Raw genomic sequence first — 22348 nt, forward strand, 5'->3', positions numbered from 1 at the left:
CAGCGCCACTGCCATCATCACAAGCAGCCTCAAAGAGCGGCTTCTTTCGACGCAAAGGGTGGCAACCGAACTGGCTTGATGGAATGTTACTTATGCTCATCATGATTGCTTGCGCATGGTTATACCAAAGAGCTCATATTGGTGTTGAATACAATTGGCGTTGGCAAGACGCACTGTCACTGCTGTTCACCCCACCTAGCCATGGCGGGGTGCCCTATTTTGTGCAAGGATTCATTGCCACAATGCGACTTTGCCTATGGGGATTGCTGCTAGCGATCATTGTTGGCTCATTAATGGGTTTGGCGCGCTGCGCTCGCTCACCTTGGCTCACCCACCCCGCACGAATGTTTGTACTCGTGATGCGAAACATTCCGCCGCTGGTGTTTGTCTTTATATTCTATTTTTTCATTTCCAATCAGCTCATACCGCTACTTGGTCTAGAAAGTCTCCTGCGCGATACCAACGAGCCGATTTCATTTTGGCAAGAATGGCTATTTGGACCCAGTCGTTTATGGGAAAACCTTCTCTCGGGCGTGCTCTGCATTGGCTTACTCTCGGCCGCTTATATAGCGGAGGTGGTTCGCGCAGGCATCTCGGGAATAGATAAAGGGCAATGGGAGGCAGGTCATGCACTTGGATTGTCAACTTGGGCGCAATATCGTTTCGTCATTGGTCCACAAGTACTCAAGGCCATTGCTCCAGCCTTTGCAGGCCAAACCATCGCGCTGGTGAAAGACAGCTCCATCGTTTCACTCATCTCAATTCAAGAGCTGACCTTTGTCGGAAGTGAAATAGCGAACTCTTCAGGCCTTATTTTTGAAATCTGGCTTATTATCGGAGGGGGTTATCTGCTGCTTTGTTCACTGCTTTCGTTGTTATTTTCACGTATTAAACATATTCAGTAATAACCCAACAAAACTTATACCGAAAATGCTCAGCTAAAACGCGCTGGATATCGAGCGCGTTATACTTATCAACTTATAATAAAGTAATTCTGCAACAAAATTTATTGCTTTATCCCTTCCACGTGTAGTTCCATTTCAACGTAGCTCGAGTCACCAACAACGGGAATGTTAAAGTCGGCCAATTCCAAACGTGTTTGCCCCACAAATCCAGCGCGCTCTCCACCCCATGGGTCTTTGCCTGCACCAATCGTCATCGCGTCAATTGTGATAGGTTTCGTCACGCCATGAAGCGTAAGATCGCCGACGATATCAAATTTGCCATCGCCTTTATCGACAACCTTGGTGCTTTTGAATGTTGCCGTATCATATTTACTTGTATTGATAAAATCCCCACTGCGCAAATGCTTATCACGTTCTGCGTGGTTTGAGTCTAAGCTCGTGGTGTCGACTTCAACAAACACCGTCGATTGTTCAATTTGTTGAGGATCAAATTGAAAACGACCTTCAAAGTCATTAAAACGCCCTTTGATAAAACTGTAGCCCAAATGACTAACGGCAAAGTTGATGGATGCATGGGCACCTTTACTGTCGATAGTGTAATCTGCAGCCTGAGATCCCCAAGAAGCGCTCAAAACAAGTGCGAGTGCAGCGCCCTTAATTCCATTTTTCATTTCAATACTCCTGTCATTTTTCTTAAGGTATTATCTTTGTTGATGAAGTGATGTTTTAACGCGGCAAGCGCATGGAGGCTGGCAAGACCGATTAAGCTCCACGCGGCATAAAAGTGAATCGCACCTGCGATGTCCGACTGATTATCAAAGAGCTCACCAAGCGATGGCACGCTAAACCAATTGAAGACCTGAATCGGTCTACCGTCTGATGTCGAAATGAGATAACCAGAAACGAACATTACCCCAAGCAAGAGATACATTAAGTGATGTGCACTGATTGCTAATCGCTTTTCAAATAATGCACCTTCTATCGCTGGGCTGGGTAACATCCATTTACACACTAGGCGCATAAGAGTCGCGATAGCGAGTAAAATACCGATTGAACGGTGCCAATTTGGCGCAATTTGATACCACTGGCTGTAATAAGAAAGATCCATCATCCACAGCCCTAGGCCAAAAAGAGAAAACACCGCAAGGGCCGATAACCAATGAAGGCTTTTTGCGATACCGTGGTAATGGTGAGGGTTGTCTTGCTGCATAATTCACACAAATCCATACAAAGTTGTAACCATTATTCCCCATTAGATTGACATTGTCGCCCCATTTACTTCAATCAACTTATTCAGAATTTTTGAACAAATTCACTACCCCACCTAAAACAGACCACAAATTAGCACTTGGTCACGTTGCAACACTTTGCTTCACCAATTTTAAGCATTACGCCATTGCAAGTTTAGTGGAGGAGATACCATAATAAATCCAATAAGTTGTACCCTGTAGGACGACACTTTGCTTTTAGATCTCGTCAACCAAAGCATCCAAGAATTTCAAACCGATTGTAGCCAGCTTTGTGAAAAACATTATCCAACGGTGCACAATCAAGGGATTAGTGGACACCATTTAGCGTTGGCATATGCGCGCCGCCTGAAAACAACCTTGGAAAAGTTTGAATATCAAAGTCAGGTCGAACCACTTGATACACTGGGCAACGCTGCCCATCCTGAACACTATAGAGTGAGTTCCCCCATTGGCACAGTGTGGGTTATCACCCATCATGTGGTCAGCGCTGGGCGAGCCTGTCGCGATAAGCTGATTCAAGCGATAAATGAGTGGCAAACTGAGTATGCTTTTGCAATACAACCCAATGATCTTCTATTACTGATTTCTGATCATTGGATTGGCCGCAGCCGCGCCAGTCGCGAGCTTTTGTATTGGTGGATGGGTGAGTTGCCGTCACCACTGGGGAGTTATCAAGCACAAGGCATTTCACTATACCCTTGTGAAACGCCGCTAAGCCAACGGTTAGAAGAGCGTTTTGCTATTACACCCTGCTTATTGAAATACGCACATCCGCTCAAGCGCAGTGGAGGCGAGGAAGCGGTAAAAAAATATCTGCATTTATACGCAGTGCTGCAGTGGTAGATCGCTTGATAATAAATAAACACGACAGCCAAATACCATTACGAGACATGCATCACGATAAAAATGTAACATTAGCATCCTTACTCACGGTAATTTGAACTAAAAACGAGTAAAAATTGATGTGAGTCTATAAATATAGGATTGACCCGAAACAGGGTTGATTAAGTGATTCAAACACGCTTATATGAGCTGAGCGGTTGTGATGTTTTTAAAGCCGCATTTAATTTAATCCGATAATCCGGCGCTCGCTTGCAAGAAATACATTGCGCCAATGACAGCTGACTCATTTATAAAAATAAACAAAAAAAGAGTTAGCCATATAAAATAATAATAATTTGAGTTTAGTGATCCATGACCACGATAAAAGTTGAAGAGTTAGATCAGCGAATTTTCTTAACTCATGATGGCCAATATGTTGGCCACTATAAAAATATGGTGCTTAAAAGCGTTTTTCAACCAATTTATCATTATGATATGAGCATCATTGGACTTGAAGCGCTTGTACGCATTCATCATCAAAATGGCTCTATGATTCGTCCAGATGATTTTTTTCATTCTGATGACACGCCACATCACGATAAGATTAATGTGGAGCGATTGAGTCGCTTGGTTCATATTCGCAACTTTTCTCTCTCACACTACCGTGATAAAAAGCTCTTTCTCAATGTGTTACCCAATGCCGTCGAGCGTCTTGCTCTTGAAGTATTAAGCTGCCGAGTGTTACTCAAAACACTGGCTCAGTTCGGTATTTCGCCCAAACAAGTGGTAATGGAGCTAATTGAAATCGATGCCAACTGTGAAGCGCAGTTACAACAATCAACGAGGGTACTGGGAAGAAATGGTTTTCAATGGGCCATTGATGACTTTGGTGTTAACGCATCAACCCAAGAACGGACTGAGCGCATTTTACCCCATATCATTAAGCTAGATCGCTCACTGCTATACCAATTTGAACAAGGGGAGCCAGATAAACTACTTGATGCGATTCAATTAGCTCGTAACATAGGCTCGCAAATTGTTGTAGAAGGCATTGAAACTCAAAACCAGTTAGCGCTGATGCGTCAACTCAAAATCGATATGTACCAAGGCTACCATCTTGCCATGCCAGCCCCGGTATACACGCAGCCTATCGCGAAACTCTCTTATGGATAAAATCAACGCGTTTTAACGCCTGCTGTTTTTGCCACGATTTTGATGAATTTTCAATTTGGCTTTCAGTTTACGTTTTTCGGCAGAGCGACTATTCCTCCCTCCGCGGCTATCATTGGCTTCTGGTTCATAGACCGAAGGTTCAAACCCCACCAACCACTCTTGTGGCAAGCGAGAATCCAATAATGTTTCCACCGCCTTGAGCAACGGCTCTTCATCACGAGACATTAATGAGACGGCTAGGCCATCGTGCCCAGCTCGACCAGTTCGTCCAATACGGTGAACATAATCTTCTGCTTTAAAAGGCAACTCGTAATTAATAACAACCGGTAGCTCATCAATATCAATGCCTCGAGCCGCGACATCGGTCGCAACGAGAGCACGTACTTTTCCTGACTTAAAGTCATCTAGCGCTTTTTGCCTTGCACCTTGTGATTTGTCGCCACTGATTGCCGCGGCTTTAATACCATCGAGTTTTAACTCTTTGACCAAAGCATCCGTTGTCTCTCTGGTTTTAACAAACACAAGCGCTTGCTGCCAATTGCGAGAACCAATCAAATATGAGAGCAACTCACGTTTACGCCTTTTATCAACGGGATAAACCATTTGAGTCACTGTGTCGGCAGTTTTGTTTGCCGTTGAAACTTGGATCTCAAGTGGCTCATTGAGCATACGATAAGCAAGAGACTTAATTCGCGATTCAAAAGTAGCAGAGAAGAAAAGCGTCTGACGTTGCTCGGGCAAACGTTTCAGAATTCGTTGAATATCGGGCATAAATCCCATATCAAGCATTCGGTCTGCTTCATCCAAAACAAGCCAACGGATCTCACGCAGCGAGGTATGGCGCTGAAACAAATGATCAAGTAATCGCCCAGGGGTTGCAATTACAATATCAACACCAGCGGCTAGCACTTGCGTCTGCGGTTTTAGACTCGTTCCGCCATATAACACGGCGAGCTTTATTTGAGTGCCTGCTGCGTAATCACTGAGATTATCGTAAACTTGCTGAGCCAATTCTCGGGTTGGAACCAGCACCAGAGCTCGCGGTACATCGCGCGCAGCATCAGCGCTTTCATGCAATAAATGCTGAATTATTGGTAAGCCAAACGCCGCTGTTTTACCGGTTCCCGTTTGCGCCGCAGCAAGCACGTCTTGCCCTTGCAATATAGGTGGAATAGCCCGCTGCTGAATTTCGGTTGGCGTGATAATGTTGTGCTGGGCTATGGTGGTACATAACGCAGGTTCTATACCTAATTGACTAAAGCTCACTCGCCTACTCTCTCGCTGATTTTTGGCGGCAGATTGTAGCAGAATCTCTTCACCAAGTAACCTCAGATGGTCATACTCAATAGCAAGGATTTTAGGTGCAAGTTACCACCACAATGCACAGAATTTGAACTCGCTCTAGATAACTTTATTCATGAAAAGAAACATGTTTCAGCAAACTGTGAGTTTGCTAAGGTGAATTTGTGTACGTTTTTGCGCTAAAAAAATAACAACAGCGCAACTCAGTATATCGCTAACTAATCTCACGTTGTGTCGCTAACCGATATGACTTGAGTATAAATTGAGTAACACCTTCACTTTGCTGCCGTGGAGAAAAAGCATGAGTAATGCGAAACGATTTATATTAGACACGTCTCTAGTGTGTCCACTTTGTGGTCATGATGAGTATTTAATTTCTGCCTGTGGTGAAAAGTTCACCTGTGGCGATTGCGGTTTCTATACTGAAAAGTTCAGCCAAATCGTCAGTCTAGTTCATATTTCTAACAAAACTCCGCCACCGTTTATTCACCAAACACCAGTGGGAGTCCAATGACGCGTTGCGCCATTTCATCCAGTTAAGTATTGCAGTACTTTTCACTGACGAAATGGCATGAGCGCATCATATGTCTTCATATACCCAAGTAACCTCAAGATACATGGTTCAGCGAGAATGACTTAGTTTGTCAGTGAGGCGAGGATTTTCGATTAAGTGGCTCTGAATCCAGCATCTTGAAGTCACTTGGGTATAAAATATGTTGCCTTAGCTCACTAAGCTCTGAGATAACATAAACGGCTGGAAAGTCAATTTGATTCGCTGGACTGCCATTAAATAATTGGAAAGTGGTTACTCCTGCATTCACGCCGGCTTCAACGCCCTTTGGAGAGTCATCAATATAGACACATTCTTTAAGCGAAAATCCCATTGTCATTGCTGAATAAATAACAATATCTGGGTCTGGTTTCCAACTGTTGGTATCAAAAGCTGAAAAAATACGTCCTTGAAATCGGTCAAGTAACCCGGTTAACGATAGTGCTAACTCAATTTTGTTTTTTGGTGCATTTGAAGCGACACAATACTCAATGTTATGCGCATCAAGCGTATCCAGTAGTGCATGTGCACCTGGCATAGAAGTAAGATACGCTTGAAACAATCGGGCCAGCTCATCTCGATATAAGGGCTCTAATTCATCAAGTAATATATTAACCTTAAGAAGGTCGACCACGTCCGCCAGAATTTCAGCCAGCTTTCCACCTTTGAAGTGATCTCGGCACTGCTGAAACGTTAAGGTATGCCCCAACGCTGTGAAGACATTGACCAAAGCTTGACAACACAATCGCTCGCTATCGACTAAGGTTCCATCACAATCAAAAATTACACAGCGGATCGGCGTTTTGGTCATACTTTCTTGCTCACACATTAACGTTTGCTAAAGCATAAGCAAGAAACTGATAATCGTGCGAAAAAATGTCACATTTCGCGACCTCAACCTCAGCTAAATTCTAAGCATTCAAGCAAGATCACGCGATGGTAACTCGATTAAAACCTCGTGACTCTTATCATCGAGCATCGCCACAAGCGCTGTCACTATTGGAGAAACGGCTGGCAACTCTACCTCGCCTTGATAAACCAGGTCAGAAATAAGCAGCTGCGTTTCCGTTTGAGTGACAATCGCAGCGCCCACTGGCTCCCCTGATTCAAAACCGACGTACAATTCATGCTCTGGCGATAAAATAATTTGTGTCAGATACTCGACCACAAAATCATGATCACTCGCACTAGCCCATCGCTTGGCCTGTTGCAGTGCAAACATAATAGTGAGGCGATGAAAATCAGCTAAATACAGCTCAACATTTCGCTTATCGCTTGAAACCGCGATTAGGCTATCGATTGGCTTAACAGTGCGCTCTACCATATCGGTTTGGTAGATTGCTCGACCTGTTAAGCTTTCCGGCGTGGGAAATTCAACCTCAACTTGCATTGCGAGCCATTGATTTTTTTTGTCGGCGATAGGCATTGTCATTGTATGCACTTCCCTTCTTTTAGCATCAGAATAGAGGCAAACATTTTCCACTTTGCTTTCATAGGGCTTCCTCGTTCTTTTTAATTACCCAGCAAAGCGGCAACGATAGCACGACAGTGCCATTTCACCTAGGCAACAACGCAAAATGGCCTTCAAAATGAAGGCCATTGGTATTACTAGATTCAACTTATACCCAAACGGCTTTATGCCGAAAGAAACAGAAGATTAATAACCATAATTGTCGTGCGTGTTGGTAAGCTGATAAAACGTGGCTTTTGCGAAGTCATCGTCATCGCCTGTTTTGTCTTGAAGATAGATACCAGCTTTAAAGTACATGTAGTTATCGGCATCATCATAGCCACTGCTCGCCATGTTGACCTCTTCACTCGCAAGCTCTTTGCCAGCTTGAGATAGTGTCACTGAGAGTGTGTCACCTTTTACTTTTATTTGATATGAGAAATGTTCATCAAGTTCAATCCCATCCGATGGGTTTGAGGTGCTATTCAAATCCCCATTCGACTTCACCATTGAGCCAAGCAAGTTGTACCACGTCTCATCGCCACCATCACTTTTTGACGTTTCATGAGCAAAGTAAATGGCTCCTTTCGCGTTACCGGGGAGTTTATGGTAGTAAAGGCGAATCGGCTCATTATGCTCAGCGTGAATTTGGCCAATAATAATACGACCGTTTTGTTGATTTGATGATGCCGTGGTTGTCACGCGGTTCACTGCTAAGGTCGCGTTCATGATGCCGTCAATACCGCCAAATTCACCTTGGCTCGAACTGGGTATTGAAGAGAAGGCCCAATTGTTTTCCGCAGAGCTGGTGCCAACACTGGTGTCGCCACGGCGTAACATTTCGCGTAATTCAGTACGTGTATAGCTGGTATTTTTCGATGTTTTGTAGCCACCAACCGTGCATTCAAAGACCATTCCGCCATCGGTGCCGGTATAGAAATATTGACTTTCATAACCGTTATTAAGTTGGTCTTCTTTAATAGAATCTGCGGTACCTGAATTATCAGTGTCTGTAGGCACACTCAAATACCAGTCCCAAAGGTCAAAATTGTATGAAGGCGGCTGAGAGGAATCCAAACCGTAATCGGGGTTATTAGGATCGCCCGGCTCTACTGGCGGCGTAGTACCCGAGTCACTTCCGTATAAACGCACTTCTTTAATATTGGTGTATTCGTCACCGTCACTGTTCTCAAAGACTTTAATTCTAACATAGCGAGCCTTCACATCTTCCATGTCATAATTTTCATACGTTTCTGACTTACCCGAGCTGGTTCCGGCAAAGACTTTCGCCCATGAGCTGCCATCCACACTGGTGCGAACCTCAAAGCGATGCGTTCGATCATCACCTTTACCCCAGGCAATCGCAACATCAGTCACAGATTGTGCCGATCCCAAGTCTAAAACCAAATTTTCAGAACTGCCATTGGAAGCCGCCCAGCGACTCGCCCATGCGGTGCTGCCATCAATGGCGTTGGACGCAGGGTATTTTGATGCAGCGCCGCCCCAATCACTGGCACTTTGAATTGACAATTGCGCCGCAGTGGCCACGGAGCTCATACACATCAGCAAGGTAAAGTTAACAGCCTTTTTTATTACAATCATGATTGTCCTCATTAAATTGTTTTATAGCGTTTTTGTCTGAACGTAATTAAACCGCTCAGGACATGAACATTAGTCGATAACTTGATGAGTAACACGTCAATAAGGGGTAAATTTTGAAATATAATAATACAAATTTGCAGTTATGTGATTTGACCGAATATTTTCAACATCAATTCTTATAAAGCAACATATTCAACGTGTAAACGATCACGCTAAAGCACAACATCTCGCTTTCTAAGAATGCAGTAGGGAATGCAAAATAAAATACTTGTCAAATCGAGGCAAAAAGGAGAGTGGGTTAATATTGATATTCGTTAAATAAAAATCTAACTAAGGGGCCTAATGCCCTATCTCGCCATACCCTTCCTTCTTTAAGTTGCGGCGATTTTCATTAAAAAAATTATGGCGCTGGCACTCACAAGCCTCATCACATAGCGTATCTATGTGATGAGGCTTTGTTCGCTGGCAGGGTAGAGAGACTATTGGTCAACGCTTTTAGGGTCGATTGAGGTTACTTAGGTAGATTTATGCTGATGTGACCGAACGCCCAAGCATACGAGAAATCGTGCCATCTTTATCCAACAACTGATGCTTCAATGCACCGAGTACATGTAGCGCTAAAACAACAATAATGATGTCAACAGACGCTCGGTGAATGTCACCTGCGACCGCGCTCAACCATGGTGTTTTCATGCCTTCAGCAACTAACTGCCAACCGAACACATCTAAACCTCGTCCACCACCAATACTCATCGCAATACCCGATAACGGCATAGCCAGGGTTGCGAGCATCAATAAGCCATGCACCGATTTCGCTATAATGGTTTGCCAACGGGGTAAGTTTATGATTTCCGGCAAAGCACCTTCTTTGATGCGCCAAAGTATTCTGGCACTTGCAATCAATAAAATAATCGCACCAATCGACTTATGATAATCCATAATTTGCCCTTTGAGTGGGCTTCGCTCCATGCTGTCGAGAATAAGCCCAGCCGCGAACACGCCAATGAAGCTCAATCCCGTAATCCAATGAAACACAACTGTTGTTTTTGTTAATTTATGGTCGCTCATTATCTATTCTCGTCATTTATCAAACTCGATAAATTATCATCCATTTTGTAAGCTACAAATATACCGAATAGTGTAAATTCACGTAAATTGTCACCAAGAATCTTTAGGACGTATTAGGGTCTTTGATTGACAGCTTGCCACGAGCTCTTTATCGTTCGGACACAATTTGCTAATGCGATTTTACTATGGACTCAATTACTCAAGCAGCGCTTGGTGCCACAATTGCAGGTGCTATTGCCGGAAAACAATGCAATGGCAAAGTGCTGCTAATGGGCGCGCTACTTGGCACCCTTCCCGATCTGGATGTGATTCTGGATTATGGTGATGCGGTGAGCAATACAATCAAACATCGCGGTTTTACTCACTCACTGTTATTACTACCGTTTCTATCCCTTATGCTCGCGTGGGGGTTTCACCGACTCCGTCCAAGCACGTTTTGGACATTTAAACGGGTTCTTCTCGTTACCTTCAGCGTACTAATCACTCACCCACTGTTGGATGCGATGACCACCTATGGTACGCAGTTGTTATGGCCATTTCACGGTTACTTCGAACTGCGTAATATTTTCATCATTGATCCGCTTTATACCGTTCCGCTATTAATCGCACCTTTGATTGTTCTTTTGGCTCGAACAACCATAGCGCGCCAACGGGCAGCCTACTGGTGCCAAGGCGCGCTTGTTCTCTCAACACTTTATCTGGTTTGGGGGTACGCGGCGCAGCAATATATTACGCAGCGTGTAGAGCAAAACCTTCGCGCTCAGGCTCTGCCCCACCAGCAAGTGCTGGTCATGCCAACCCCATTTAATACCGTACTGTGGCGTGTGATTGTTATGGATAAAGATCAATATTGGGAAGGGTTAGCATCTCTTTTCGACCAAGAAGCCAATATTGATTTTTTACCGATCCCACGAGGAGAATGGCCTCTCAAGAACCAACCCAAAACACTTTCTGGGCTTAAAGCGTTTTCTCATGACTTCCTTAGTTATCGAGAAGAGGACAATCAGCTTATCGTCAGCGATTTGCGCTTAGGAATGGCAAATAATCTCTCGTTTGAATTCATTTTTGCTGAGCGTGACAAAGAGGGGAATTGGCAAGTTTTGCCAAGGCCAAAACGCTATCCAAGCCAGCGCGATCTTGGCAGTCTAGACCGACTATGGCTACGTTTAAAAGGGGATGATTCGATTAGTCCATTGCTTAACTAAAAGCTAATATACACTTTCCACTTGAAGTTGTTTGGGTAGATAACCAAAGAATGACACCAAGCCACCAGTCACTGGTGGCTGATACTCATCCTGCTTGAATTAACGCTGTTTTTTCGCCTGTTGAGTTAAATCAAAATCAAATTCGTCAGGGAATAAAATAACACCTTCTAGGTCCGCATTGGGAAACGCAACCACAGACAGCTCATCGTCGAGTAAGCCGTTGGTCCAGCGCGAGTGCCATTTGTTTAGACTAATTGCTTGAGGTTGACAATCTTCCCACTCACCTGTGGCCCAAAGTGCAGCAAACTCTTGATTGGGCCAAACTGGGACGCAATCATCGTCTTCGGTGTTGAGCATCACACAACCGTGCTCATCAGTTAAGATCCAAATTTCACGGCTCTCAACCACTTGCTTGATCAGATAACGGTAGCGCGCGTCAACATCGAGTTGAAGCAATTCTTTGATTCGTTCATCGGTAAGTGTTTTGGGCATTTTTGACTCATGCGATAATGTTTTTTTGTTGCAGGGAGTATACCCCAAGTGTCATAACTTACCAGCGGCTGAAATGTCATCGTCAGGCGTTTAACGCGCTTTACCCCGTGACAGCGCCGAAATGTCACTTTATGTTGCTGATGACGCTCGTTATTTCCTAAGAGTATGATTTGTTTATGCTGCATATTGGCCTCCCGCACACTCAATCCAGTGTGACAATTGTTGTGCTTGAATATCGGCATTAAATCGATTTTCAACGCGCTGACGTGCCGCTTGCCCCATTGCGATGCGTTGCTCTGGCTTCAAAGCGACAAATGTCGTTAACGCCTGAGCGAGTTGCTCAACATCACGCTCAGGAACCAAAAAGCCACTCTCGGCCGTCACAATCTCTTTGCAGCCCATAATGGTGGTCGTCACGACAGGTATTCCGACTGCCATGGCTTCTTTGAGTACCAGAGGCCCAGTGTCGACACACCCTGTTTGAGAAAAACAAAATGGCGCCACCAAGCCATCGTAATCCGCCAAATGACGTTTGACCCAAGCGTGAGGTTGCGCTCCTAAAAAGCGCACCTGCGAGCTCAAACCCAACGCTATTACCATTGATTTCAACTCATTTTCCATCTCGCCAGTGCCAACGATATCCAATTCAATTTTGTCTCGTTGCGCCATTGTCGCTAACGCTTGAAAAAGATAATGGACCCCTTTTTGTTCCACTAAACGACCTAGAAACACCAAGCGCAACGACGAGTCACGTGGCGCTGATTTTGCTGAAACTAGCGATCGAAACTCATCCACCTTAACGCCACAATGTAACAATTTGATGTCTTTCTTCGCTAAGTGCTGAAAATCCTTCTGCATCTCTTGACATACGGTGACAACAAAATCACACGCGTTAATTTTTTCTTTAATATCAAACGCGGTTTCATACACATCATGACCATGGGCAACGAAAGAAACGGTAATTCCAAGCAGTTTCGCCGCCACAATGGCATGTGCTGCTGTGTGCTGGCAAAAATGAGCATGCAGGTGATGAATATCGCGCTCAGCACAATGAAGTGCCAATTTTAAGCCATATTTGAACAATGAACGCCGCGGGAGCGATTTTTGGCTGTGAATAAAACGCAACGCTCTTTTAAGCCCTTTCGGGGAGATATGCTGAAACATTTCCATGCGGTTCGAACGGGTTAAGTCGACCATTTCGTGATTTAACGGTTCATGCCAAGGATGAAGTTCAAACGCCATTACAGTAACGTGATGACCGCAATTCTGAATCGCCTCAACCTCAGTGCGAATAAAGGTCTCGCTCAACACTGGATATGACGGAGCAACAAACGCAACGTTTTTCATCGGATTCTCCTTTTAGCACTCAATTAAATGCAACTGATTTCATTTAAAGTGAGTAAAGCAATTCCAATACCAAGTTTGTCACTTGAAAATATTCAATAGGTTAGTGAGTGATACACCTCTCTTCGCATTTATCTCGAGAGCACATTGTCAGTTTGAAATGCAATTTGCACAATTTCTTCAGATTTTCGCAATACCCAGTAGACCATTCGATAGAAAACGACTTACGCATGATATAACCAATTGTTTTATATCAAATTAAATTAATTGGCATGCAATCTGCTCTTAGTGAATTGTGGCTGCTTTTGTACCTAAGCAACTTAAAGCTGTAGCGACGCAGCAACATAAAGTGGAACGGATATCTAATAGGAGACAACATGGCCAAAGTTTCAGTCATCATACCCACCCATAACTGCATCGACTATTTACCCAAATCGGTGATGAGTGTTCTTAACCAAAGCCATCGAGATCTTGAGCTGATTATTGTCAACGACAACAGCTGTGACGGGAGCGAAAATTATTTGCAGTCACTGCATGATCCACGAGTACGTGTCATGACGACCCATGTAGCCAGCGCGGCAAAAGCAAGAAACTTAGGATTAAGTCAAGCTCGTGGTGATTATGTGGCCTTTTTAGACGCAGATGATGCTTGGTATCCACTGAAACTGTCGAAACAGTTGGCGCTGCATCGCCGTTTTGCCAACGCCGCGCTCAGTTTTACCAACTACGACCATGTGGATGAAAGCGATGCGATGATCATTGATAGCTTCGCCTATTGGGGACAGTTTTTACACGGCGAAGACGCACTTATTCAAAGTGACAGCGCGCTTTCACTGTTGATAACAACCAATATGATAGGAACCTCAACAGTGATGATCAATCGCAAAGTTCTCAAGCAAACACTCGCGTTTGATGACACTATTGATTATGGCGAAGACTGGGATTTGTGGCTCAAGATCGCAGAAAATCACCCCATTGCGGTGTTGAATCAGTGCCAAACTCGCTACTTGATGCGTCAAGACTCACTGACTCAAAGCGATCACCGTCGCCTCACTAACTTGCAATCCATCGAATCGATTTTTGCTCGATATAGTAAATCAAACCCAACCATTACTCGACGCGCTTTAACGCAAGGCAGAGCAAGAATTCTTGAGGGATACGCCGACTATTATCGACAATCTCGCCATTTTGGCAAAGCACTATGGCATGGACTTCATGCGCTAGGCTTGGATGTTCAACCTCGTCGTATACGAAGTGTCATTGGCGATTGCCGCCGCGCATTAAAATTAGCGAGGTAGGTAAACATGGCAGGCTTGAAACAAGCGTTCTATTATGCGACTGGCATTGTGATGATGAAGGGCATCTCGCTGATTATGCTGCCCTACCTGACCCATAAGCTCACGCTCGCCGATTATGGCATACTCGAATCACTGATCCTTATTGCTGATATCGGCACGATAGTGTTTAGCTTTGGTATCGTCGAGGCCATGTATCGCTACGTCGGCGGTGCCGAGGGAAAACAAAGACAGCGGTTAATTTCTAATTGTTTTACGCTCAGTGTCATCGTCAGTGTCATCGGCGGCACGCTACTGCTTGTTACAGCCCCTCTATTGAGCGCATTATTAAGCGCTAATTTTACCACTTGGCAGTTGGTGCTCGTCCTAATTCCAACACTCCTTGATGGCGTCATAAGCATCCCGCTAACACTATTGCGCATGAATCAAATGGCAAAGCGCTTTTGCTTGCTCAACGTTACCAAAGCACTGGTACATGCGTTCATCACATTCGCTCTCATTGAGTTGGGTTTTGGCATCAACGGTGTATTGATCGCAAGCGCAATAACCAGTGTTGGCTTAACGCTCGCTCTACTTCGATTTCAATACCAGCAAATGGGGCGTTTTGGCGAACTGCTATTTTCTCGGCAACTACTTAGCTTTGGTCTTCCAGTCTTAATTGGTGGAGTATCATTATATGCAGTGCAAGGGCTCGACAAATGGTTCGTCACTCATTACTTAGGCGTTGAGACTCTCGCTCAATACGCCGTTGCGACAAAATTTAGCCTGATCCTGGCGCTCCTCATCCAACCTTATGCACTATGGTGGTTTCCAACTCGCATTCAAATGTTGCAACAGAGCGATGGACCGACAAAGTGTGCACAACAGGCGATTATTGGCGTTAACTTCGGGATCATGGCCGCAAGCTTAATGGCGCTGAGCATTCCAACCCTAGTTAACTTGCTCTTACCTGAGCAGTACCAAAACGTGAGCATTATCGCTCTTGCGCTACTTGCAATTACCGTGGTTAAAAATGCCGGTGATTACATGAACCTTGGCTGTTTTAGTGGACAATCGACCCAAGCGCAAATGTGGGTTCAATGTGGCTGTGCTATTGCTGCAGTGCTCGGTTATGTGGTGATGACTCCCCACTACGGCCTTAACGGGATCTTAAGTATCCTTGGAGGCGCTTATGCGTTACGGCTGACTCTTCTTTATGTCATTAGCCAAAGTAAAGTGAAGCTTCCATATCAACACCGCCACTGGTTCACTTGCCTTTTATTATCGGTTGCCATGCTTGGTTTTAATTTCCTATTGTCGCAGCTACTTCATTTAGAATTGGCTTCCGTAGCAGAGATAGCCATTATTACTCTATCAAGCGTTACCCTTGTCAGCCTTTACTTTTTGCTCGGTTTCATTCCCGTGCCACCGCGCATTTTAAGCGCGATTCAATCTCGTCGCGCCTTATGGCATTAAAGTGAAATGAACTGTGACCGCTCAGCGCATATTTTTCAGTGCCTACTGTTTCATCCATCAACGAACTGATACACTTTCAAGGTAAAGAAAACATCAGCTTGGGCAGGTTATAGGAGCATTGGGTGTCAACAATCAAGGATGTCTGTCAGCTGGCTGGCGTATCAAAATCGACCGTCTCGCGCGTGTTAAATGATCACCCTCGCGTGGCCATTGAAACCAAAGAAAAAGTCATGAGTGCGATTCAAGCACTCAACTACACCCCTAATGCATCTGCGCAAACTCTGGCTTCAAATCGCTCAAAAAGCATCGGTATGGTGGTTTCTACCCTCGCAGGTCCGTTTTTTTCATCGTTAATGAGCTCAATTGAAGAAACACTGCGTCATGAAAATTACTATTTGATCCCAACCAGCGGTCGCTATCAAAGGCAAGACGAACTCGAGGCAGTTGACTTTTTATTGTCAAAACAAGTGGATGGCCTTATTTTGCATGCGGGAATGTTATCCGACGACGATATTCTCTCGATTGTGAAACAGGTACCGCATACCTTAGTGCTTAACCATTTGGTTCCTGAAATTTCAGAGCATTGCATTTTCTTGGATGAAGAAATGGGCGGCTATATTGCCACGCAGCACCTTATCGATGCCGGTCATCGTGTGATTGGGTGTATTACAGGACCGATGCATGAAAATGTCAGTCAAGCGCGACTAAAGGGCTACCAACAAGCATTACTCGATAACGGGTTAGATTACGATGCCAATTTAATTGTTGAAGGCCAATTCGATTTTCGCAATGTTCGGCAAGCACCGAGCCAACTTCTTGATCGTAACACCAATCTCACTGCGGTATTTTGCTTTAATGACCATATCGCACTGGGGCTTTATGAAGAAATTAAGTCGCGCCAACTTGTTGTCGGAAAAGATATTTCAGTCGTCGGTTATGATAACGATAAGTTTGGCGAGTTTATTTCTCCGCCACTCACCTCGGTTAACTTTCCTACTCGAGAAATGGGCGGCCTTGCGGCAAAGAAAATATTAGCGCTCATTAATCAACGTGTATTGACGATTGAAAATCGAATGTCACCTCAATTAATCCAACGCCAGTCTGTTACATAAGCCGTCATGTCATTGTCATAAGCTCGACCTAAGCTTGTGTTAATACACATCAGCACCTTGAATCATCGCGCTCAGTGAAACCACTCAAACGCTACCAGTATGAACGTTACGCCGTATTGTGTAACCTTGCATACGCCAAATCATTCAAACATACTCGGCTCGGATTTGATGCTAATGGTCAACGCATCATTAAAAATCAGCAAGGTAAGGTGATGATCCGTGTGCTTTGGAGTGAATCGCGATCCGAAGTCATCGTGGTGATCAAAGGCTCACACAGCCTCTTTGATTGGCTACTTAATTTTTTGGCGTGGCCAGCGTCATGCCGTCAGCTCAATTTACCGTACCGAATTCACTATGGGTTTTATCGGTTGATGACCCAATTAAGCTATGATTCACCTCCTCCCCAATCTCTCAACGTATTACAAGAACTCGAATCGATATTAGTACCGCTTATTCAACGAGGAAAACACATTTCCATAACTGGCCACTCCTCCGGTGGTGCCATTGGCACTGTTTTGGGCGATTACTTAAGCCGAAAATACCCAAAATGCATCAAGCGCATTGTCACCTTTGGTCAGCCTGCCATTGGTAATTGGCAATTCCACCAGCGTTATTTGCTCAAGTCACGAACCTACCGCATCTGCTGCGATCTGGATATTGTCACCTTTATGCCCCCCCTGCCACTCGTCTACTGGCACGTTGGTAGCATGCTCTGGCTTTACAACGGTCGAATTTATGAAAATACCCCCACTATGGTGCGCCTGGGTCGCTCACTGCTCAGTTGGTTAATACGGCCGTTTTCGTATCACTTAATGAGCAAATACATTCGAAACAAAGATTTCTTTGATGAACATTAGGGTCTGTTTATCTCGAAATACAAACTTGCGCCAAAATCAAATAACGACCTAGAAAATGATATCCGACAAAGAGTAAGGGCTTTCTTGTGATATATACCCAAGTGACTTCAAAATGCAGGATTCAGAGCCGGCTCACTGAGCCGAGAGCAAAGCAAACAACGCAGCGAAATAGCGAGTCTATTTTCAAGTTGTTTAACGCCGCTATCGGTTCAGTGATCGGTTCCCAAAGGGCGAGCTGTCTTGGCTCATCAGCTTTGTTGACGATTTTCGATTGAGAGCCACTCAATCTTCAAACCCTCGCCTCACTGATGAACCAAGTCATTCTCGCTGAACCATGCATCTTGAGGTTACTTGGGTATACCACATGGCAATCTGAAAAAATAATTTATGTTTCAGTATAGTGCGATCATATCGACAAATATGAACGCCTATCTGTCACATTATCAGCAATTACGTGTCTCAAGATACAACAAGCGATATAACCAGAGTTATTACTCACCTAATTGATACTAATTCCTGTTTTCATCAAGACGCGAAACTGATTTACGCATCCGTCATCATTGCATGGCTACTCAAATTCAATCAAGGAAATGACATTTTGCGCATGGACAATAACGAACAAGCAATTCCGGGCAATGAAGATCATCCTCTTTATCGTGAGATGCTCGAGTTCATCGCTCATAATCCAAAGCAAGTTCTGGCACTTCTTGAAAAATCGTTTGATGGGCTATGGTATTGGGATGTTGAAGATGGGGATCAGGCCTGGATGAGTCCTCGATTTTGGCAAAACTTAGGCTTTGATCCCGACGAAAAATCTCACCAAACATCAGAGTGGCAACGCTTGGTTCATCAAGACGATCTGCAACTGGCGAAAAGGAACATAGATGCCCACTTAAGCGCCCCCAACGACCCAAATTGTGCTTACGATCAAATTGTGCGCTACACAGGAAAATCGGGAACGGAACACATTATTCGCTGTAGCGGCCATGCGTTATTTAACCCAGACGGTTTCCCCACTCGGGTAATGGGCTTTCACAACGACATCACCCAACCCATAGATCAAAAACTGTCACAGCCTTCAGCTCAAGAAATGTGCCGCCTTCGCGGTATTGCTAACTTCATGCCCCATCTTAATTGGACTGCAACCTCAACAGGTCTCAGTAATTTTATGAGCGCGAACTGGACCGAGTTTTGTGGCATTGAAACAGAACAGTTACTTGGCTCTGCGTGGCAATTTCTGATCCACCCACAAGATAGAGTTTGGGTTCTTGACCTTTGGCGCCACAGCATACGTTCAGGTGACGACTTTCTTGCCACTTTTCGCTTAAAAGACGCGGATCAGCGCTACCATATGTTTGATGTTCGAGCCAAAGCGCTAAAAGACCGCGATGACAATATTGTGCAATGGTTTGGCTCTTGCACTAATGTCCAAGCTATCGTTGATCTTGAGCAGCAACAGACCCATGAACAAAATTGTTTGCGCAGTGAATTGCTGGCAAGTCAGAAAGAAAATGCTGCTCTGTTAGAGCGATTAAAGCTCGCCACTGAAGCCGCTGGCATTGGCATTTGGGAATATGACCCTAAGACGCAACATGTTATCAGTGACGATCTTCTGCGCCAATTATGGGGCGTCGAGCCTACCGAAGATGCGAGTCAATTAGACGCGTGGGTTCCTTACATTCATCCCGATGATTTGATACGAATGCAAACGCTACTGCGCGATACTGCAAATGGCCTTGATGTTTTTGATACCGAATTTCGCATTATCAACCGTGCTCAAAAAGTCATTTGGATCAAAAGCAAAGCAACCATAATTAAAGCCGAAGATGGCTCAACCGACCGCGTTGTCGGTTGTAACTGGGATATCACCGAAGCCAAAAATCTCAATACGTCACTACAACAAGCCATTTTGCATCTGAATCAGGCGCAAAAAATCGGCAATATTGGCGTTTTTACTCATGATTGCCAAGCGGGCCATATTCATTGGTCTGAACAAATGTACGACTTGTTCGAAGAAGAACTCAATACATCGATGGGGTTTCAGGACATACTGAAGCGTATTCCGAAAGCTGAACGCACCATGATTGACCGCCATTATCAGCTCGCTTTGGCAAATAACTCAGCATTTGATTTCACCTTGCCGTTAGAATTTGATGGCGGACGCACCAAATACATTCGTATGCTTGCGCAATCCAGCGCGAAATATTCTGAGTCATACGGACTAATGTATGGCGTGGTTTATGATGTTACGAACAACAAACTACGCGAAGAGACTCTGATTTCGGCCAAAGACGAAGCTGAAGCTGCCAATCAGGCGAAGTCGGCATTTCTGGCCAATATGAGCCATGAAATTCGCACCCCAATGAATGGGGTGATTGGAATGCTCAATTTATTGAGTCACAGTGACATGAGCAGCGAGCAAAAATTATGCGTCGATAAAGCCAAATACTCGTCTGAACGCTTACTGGACATTCTTAACGATATTTTGGATCTTTCTCGAATTGAGTCAGGTAATTTTTCGCTCAACTATGCGTCTATTCAGTTAGAGTCTCTGATTCAAGATAATCTGGATATGTTCGTTGCCAATGCTGAAAAAAAACAGATCCAATTTGACGTATCAGTGCATCCCAATACAGCCAGCCATTTTACCAGTGATCCACTGCGACTTGGGCAGATCATTACTAACATCGTCGGAAATGCACTTAAGTTCACCTCACAAGGGGGGCATGTCCAGGTTCGTTTTGCGAGTGAATTAGGCGCTGAAAACCGGCATATGCTTGTCATTGAAATTGAAGACAACGGCATTGGCATGACAGAAGAGCAGCAGCGCCGAATTTTCAATGCATTTGTTCAAGGCGACGAGAGCATCACCCGCCGATACGGTGGCACAGGTCTGGGCTTATCTATCTGTCATCGCCTGATCACACTGATGAAAGGAGAAATGTCGGTTAGCAGCGTGCTAAACTATGGGTCTATTTTCAAGATCCGCTTGCCCATTACTCCCATAGAGAACCAGTATGATCACTCCGCGATAATCGACCAAGGGATTGAACTTATCTTCTATGGCAATCAGCCGACTGCCTACCATCAGCTTGTCGGGTTTGCCGAGTCATTAGAACTGCCCATAATACACGCGCAGAGCGTTGAAGCCCTTAACAAAGCGGCTGGGCGAGCGCGAAAAGCTGTGATACTCGTGGATATGGCAAACACAGAAACCCTGCCCCATTCACTGTTTAACGATTACCATACCATTTATCTGCTTCGCTCACCCGCTCGTGCCGATCAACTAATGCAACTGCATCATGCTCGAAGTGAGATCATTTGGCATCCCGTATCACAAAAGAAATTAGAGACTGCGTTAATCCAACTTTGCGATGCTGCATTAGCGCCGACCGTCACTCTGAGTGTCACTTCCGAGCAGTTGGAGGGGCTGAACATTCTCTCCGTAGACGACTTATCGATGAACAATGACATCATCGCCGGCCTACTCAGTCGTTATGGTGCACAAGTTACCAAAGCAGAATCAGGATTTGACGCACTACAATGGATTAATCAAAGCAAATTTGACTTAATTTTGATGGACGTTCATATGGAAGATATGAGTGGCCTAGAAGCAACCACGCGAATTCGTGCGTTGAATAACATTACGCAACCATTAATTTTTGGTGTATCCGCGTCGGTTCTACCTGAAGACCGTGAAAATGGCCTTAATGCAGGTATGAATGATTATTTGTTAAAACCATTTCAAGTTGAAGAACTGGTTGCCGCACTATTGCGCAACGCAGAGCACACTTCGGTAGAAATAGAGGCTACGACCGATACACTGCAAACGCCTAACACAAGCTTATTTGAACAGCTACCGCCCCATCTTAATGGCGTCATGCTCGCAAAACGTTTTAACCATGATGAAGAATTATTGACTGTCACGCTAGACAGCTTTCAGCAAAGTTTTAGCGATTTCAAGCACCAAGTCGACGGTAAGTTAATTCACGGTGATTATGATGGCGCGCGAATTTTAGTTCACCGACTCAAAGGCGCTGCTCGAGCCATGGCAGACGAAGAACTTGCCGTAATAGCGGGCCGAGTTGAAAATCAACTGCGGACTCAAGAACCGCACGATTGTACTGGGTTGTTTCATATGCTCGATAGCCGCCTAGACGTACTTATCCCTCTCGCAATGAAGCGCCATACTCGTAAAACACCGCTGATGAGTGACGAACAGTTTTACGCCCAGCTCAATAAGTTATCTCAGACTCTAAGCGCTCAGAGAGAACTGGATGTCTGGTTATTTAACGGCTTTTGTGATGAACTGGAACGACGTAGCTACACGTTAGCCGCTGATGGTTTGCGCTTTGCTTTCCGCAATGGCGATAAAGTAACCCTAACTCGCGAGTGCGATGAGTTAAAAATCTTACTCGCAGAACAGCATCAAACAATATATACCCAATCAACTTGAAGATGCTGGG

General features: G+C 44.7%; 18 protein-coding genes. 9 read left to right on the forward strand and 9 right to left on the reverse strand.

Annotation, left to right across the window (positions count from 1 at the left end; all coding sequences use genetic code 11):
* The first annotated feature begins 83 nt into the window (after positions 1 to 83).
* Positions 84 to 905, forward strand: coding sequence for an amino acid ABC transporter permease (locus tag HGP28_RS11035; protein WP_246225691.1), 822 nt, complete (start codon positions 84 to 86; stop codon positions 903 to 905).
* Positions 906 to 1006: 101 nt separating this feature from the next.
* On the opposite strand, the gene HGP28_RS11040 is transcribed toward HGP28_RS11035, so the two are convergent.
* Together HGP28_RS11040 and HGP28_RS11045 are read right to left on the reverse strand one after the other, a co-directional pair.
* Entirely contained in the window at positions 1007 to 1576 is a 570-nt protein-coding gene (locus tag HGP28_RS11040) for a YceI family protein (protein WP_168836512.1), read from the reverse strand.
* Entirely contained in the window at positions 1573 to 2115 is a 543-nt protein-coding gene (locus tag HGP28_RS11045) for a cytochrome b (RefSeq protein ID WP_168836513.1), read from the reverse strand. The genes HGP28_RS11040 and HGP28_RS11045 overlap by 4 nt, the downstream gene beginning before the upstream one ends.
* 250 nt (positions 2116 to 2365) lie before the next feature.
* Between HGP28_RS11045 and HGP28_RS11050 the strand changes: the two genes are divergently transcribed.
* Both HGP28_RS11050 and HGP28_RS11055 read left to right on the forward strand, forming a co-directional pair.
* Positions 2366 to 2998 carry a hypothetical protein gene (locus HGP28_RS11050; protein WP_168836514.1) on the forward strand — a complete coding sequence of 211 codons (633 nt, stop codon included), beginning with the start codon at positions 2366 to 2368 and terminating at the stop codon, positions 2996 to 2998.
* A 351-nt stretch (positions 2999 to 3349) separates the two neighbouring features.
* Entirely contained in the window at positions 3350 to 4150 is an 801-nt protein-coding gene (locus HGP28_RS11055; protein WP_168836515.1) for an EAL domain-containing protein, read from the forward strand.
* Between the two features lie 12 nt (positions 4151 to 4162).
* Here HGP28_RS11055 and HGP28_RS11060 read toward each other — a convergent pair whose 3' ends face one another.
* From HGP28_RS11060 to HGP28_RS11080, 5 genes are all read right to left on the reverse strand, one after another.
* Positions 4163 to 5416, reverse strand: coding sequence for a DEAD/DEAH box helicase (locus tag HGP28_RS11060; RefSeq protein ID WP_168836516.1), 1254 nt, complete (start codon positions 5414 to 5416; stop codon positions 4163 to 4165).
* Between the two features lie 680 nt (positions 5417 to 6096).
* Positions 6097 to 6813 carry an HAD-IA family hydrolase gene (locus HGP28_RS11065; protein WP_168836557.1) on the reverse strand — a complete coding sequence of 239 codons (717 nt, stop codon included), beginning with the start codon at positions 6811 to 6813 and terminating at the stop codon, positions 6097 to 6099.
* 108 nt (positions 6814 to 6921) lie between these two features.
* On the reverse strand, positions 6922 to 7434 hold the full coding sequence (locus HGP28_RS11070; protein WP_168836517.1) for a hypothetical protein: 513 nt from the start codon (positions 7432 to 7434) through the stop codon (positions 6922 to 6924).
* A 225-nt stretch (positions 7435 to 7659) separates the two neighbouring features.
* Entirely contained in the window at positions 7660 to 9054 is a 1395-nt protein-coding gene (locus HGP28_RS11075; RefSeq protein WP_168836518.1) for a polysaccharide lyase family 7 protein, read from the reverse strand.
* A 525-nt stretch (positions 9055 to 9579) separates the two neighbouring features.
* Entirely contained in the window at positions 9580 to 10122 is a 543-nt protein-coding gene (locus tag HGP28_RS11080) for a cytochrome b (protein ID WP_168836519.1), read from the reverse strand.
* A 185-nt stretch (positions 10123 to 10307) separates the two neighbouring features.
* Between HGP28_RS11080 and HGP28_RS11085 the strand changes: the two genes are divergently transcribed.
* On the forward strand, positions 10308 to 11327 hold the full coding sequence (locus HGP28_RS11085; RefSeq protein ID WP_168836520.1) for a metal-dependent hydrolase: 1020 nt from the start codon (positions 10308 to 10310) through the stop codon (positions 11325 to 11327).
* 99 nt (positions 11328 to 11426) lie between these two features.
* Here the strand turns inward: HGP28_RS11085 and HGP28_RS11090 are convergent, their stop codons facing one another.
* Together HGP28_RS11090 and HGP28_RS11095 are read right to left on the reverse strand one after the other, a co-directional pair.
* Positions 11427 to 11819, reverse strand: a complete 393-nt coding sequence (locus HGP28_RS11090) for a DUF2750 domain-containing protein (protein WP_168836521.1) — start codon at positions 11817 to 11819, stop codon at positions 11427 to 11429.
* A gap of 174 nt (positions 11820 to 11993) precedes the next feature.
* Positions 11994 to 13166 carry a glycosyltransferase gene (locus HGP28_RS11095; RefSeq protein ID WP_168836522.1) on the reverse strand — a complete coding sequence of 391 codons (1173 nt, stop codon included), beginning with the start codon at positions 13164 to 13166 and terminating at the stop codon, positions 11994 to 11996.
* Between the two features lie 374 nt (positions 13167 to 13540).
* On the opposite strand from HGP28_RS11095, the gene HGP28_RS11100 reads away from it, so the two are divergent.
* The 5 genes from HGP28_RS11100 (at position 13541) to HGP28_RS11120 (ending at position 22338) form a co-directional block, all read left to right on the forward strand.
* Positions 13541 to 14461, forward strand: coding sequence for a glycosyltransferase family 2 protein (locus HGP28_RS11100; RefSeq protein WP_168836523.1), 921 nt, complete (start codon positions 13541 to 13543; stop codon positions 14459 to 14461).
* A 6-nt stretch (positions 14462 to 14467) separates the two neighbouring features.
* Positions 14468 to 15913, forward strand: coding sequence for a lipopolysaccharide biosynthesis protein (locus HGP28_RS11105; RefSeq protein WP_168836524.1), 1446 nt, complete (start codon positions 14468 to 14470; stop codon positions 15911 to 15913).
* Between the two features lie 122 nt (positions 15914 to 16035).
* A complete protein-coding gene (locus HGP28_RS11110) occupies positions 16036 to 17025 on the forward strand; it encodes a substrate-binding domain-containing protein (RefSeq protein ID WP_168836525.1) in 990 nt (329 codons plus the stop codon).
* A 74-nt stretch (positions 17026 to 17099) separates the two neighbouring features.
* The gene (locus tag HGP28_RS11115; protein WP_168836526.1) at positions 17100 to 17882 is read left to right on the forward strand and encodes a lipase family protein; all 783 of its coding nucleotides are present in this window, start codon (positions 17100 to 17102) and stop codon (positions 17880 to 17882) included.
* A 604-nt stretch (positions 17883 to 18486) separates the two neighbouring features.
* The gene (locus HGP28_RS11120) at positions 18487 to 22338 is read left to right on the forward strand and encodes a PAS domain-containing protein (protein WP_168836527.1); all 3852 of its coding nucleotides are present in this window, start codon (positions 18487 to 18489) and stop codon (positions 22336 to 22338) included.
* Positions 22339 to 22348: the final 10 nt, after the last annotated feature.

Source organism: Vibrio agarilyticus (assembly GCF_012641465.1).
GTDB lineage: Bacteria > Pseudomonadota > Gammaproteobacteria > Enterobacterales > Vibrionaceae > Vibrio > Vibrio agarilyticus.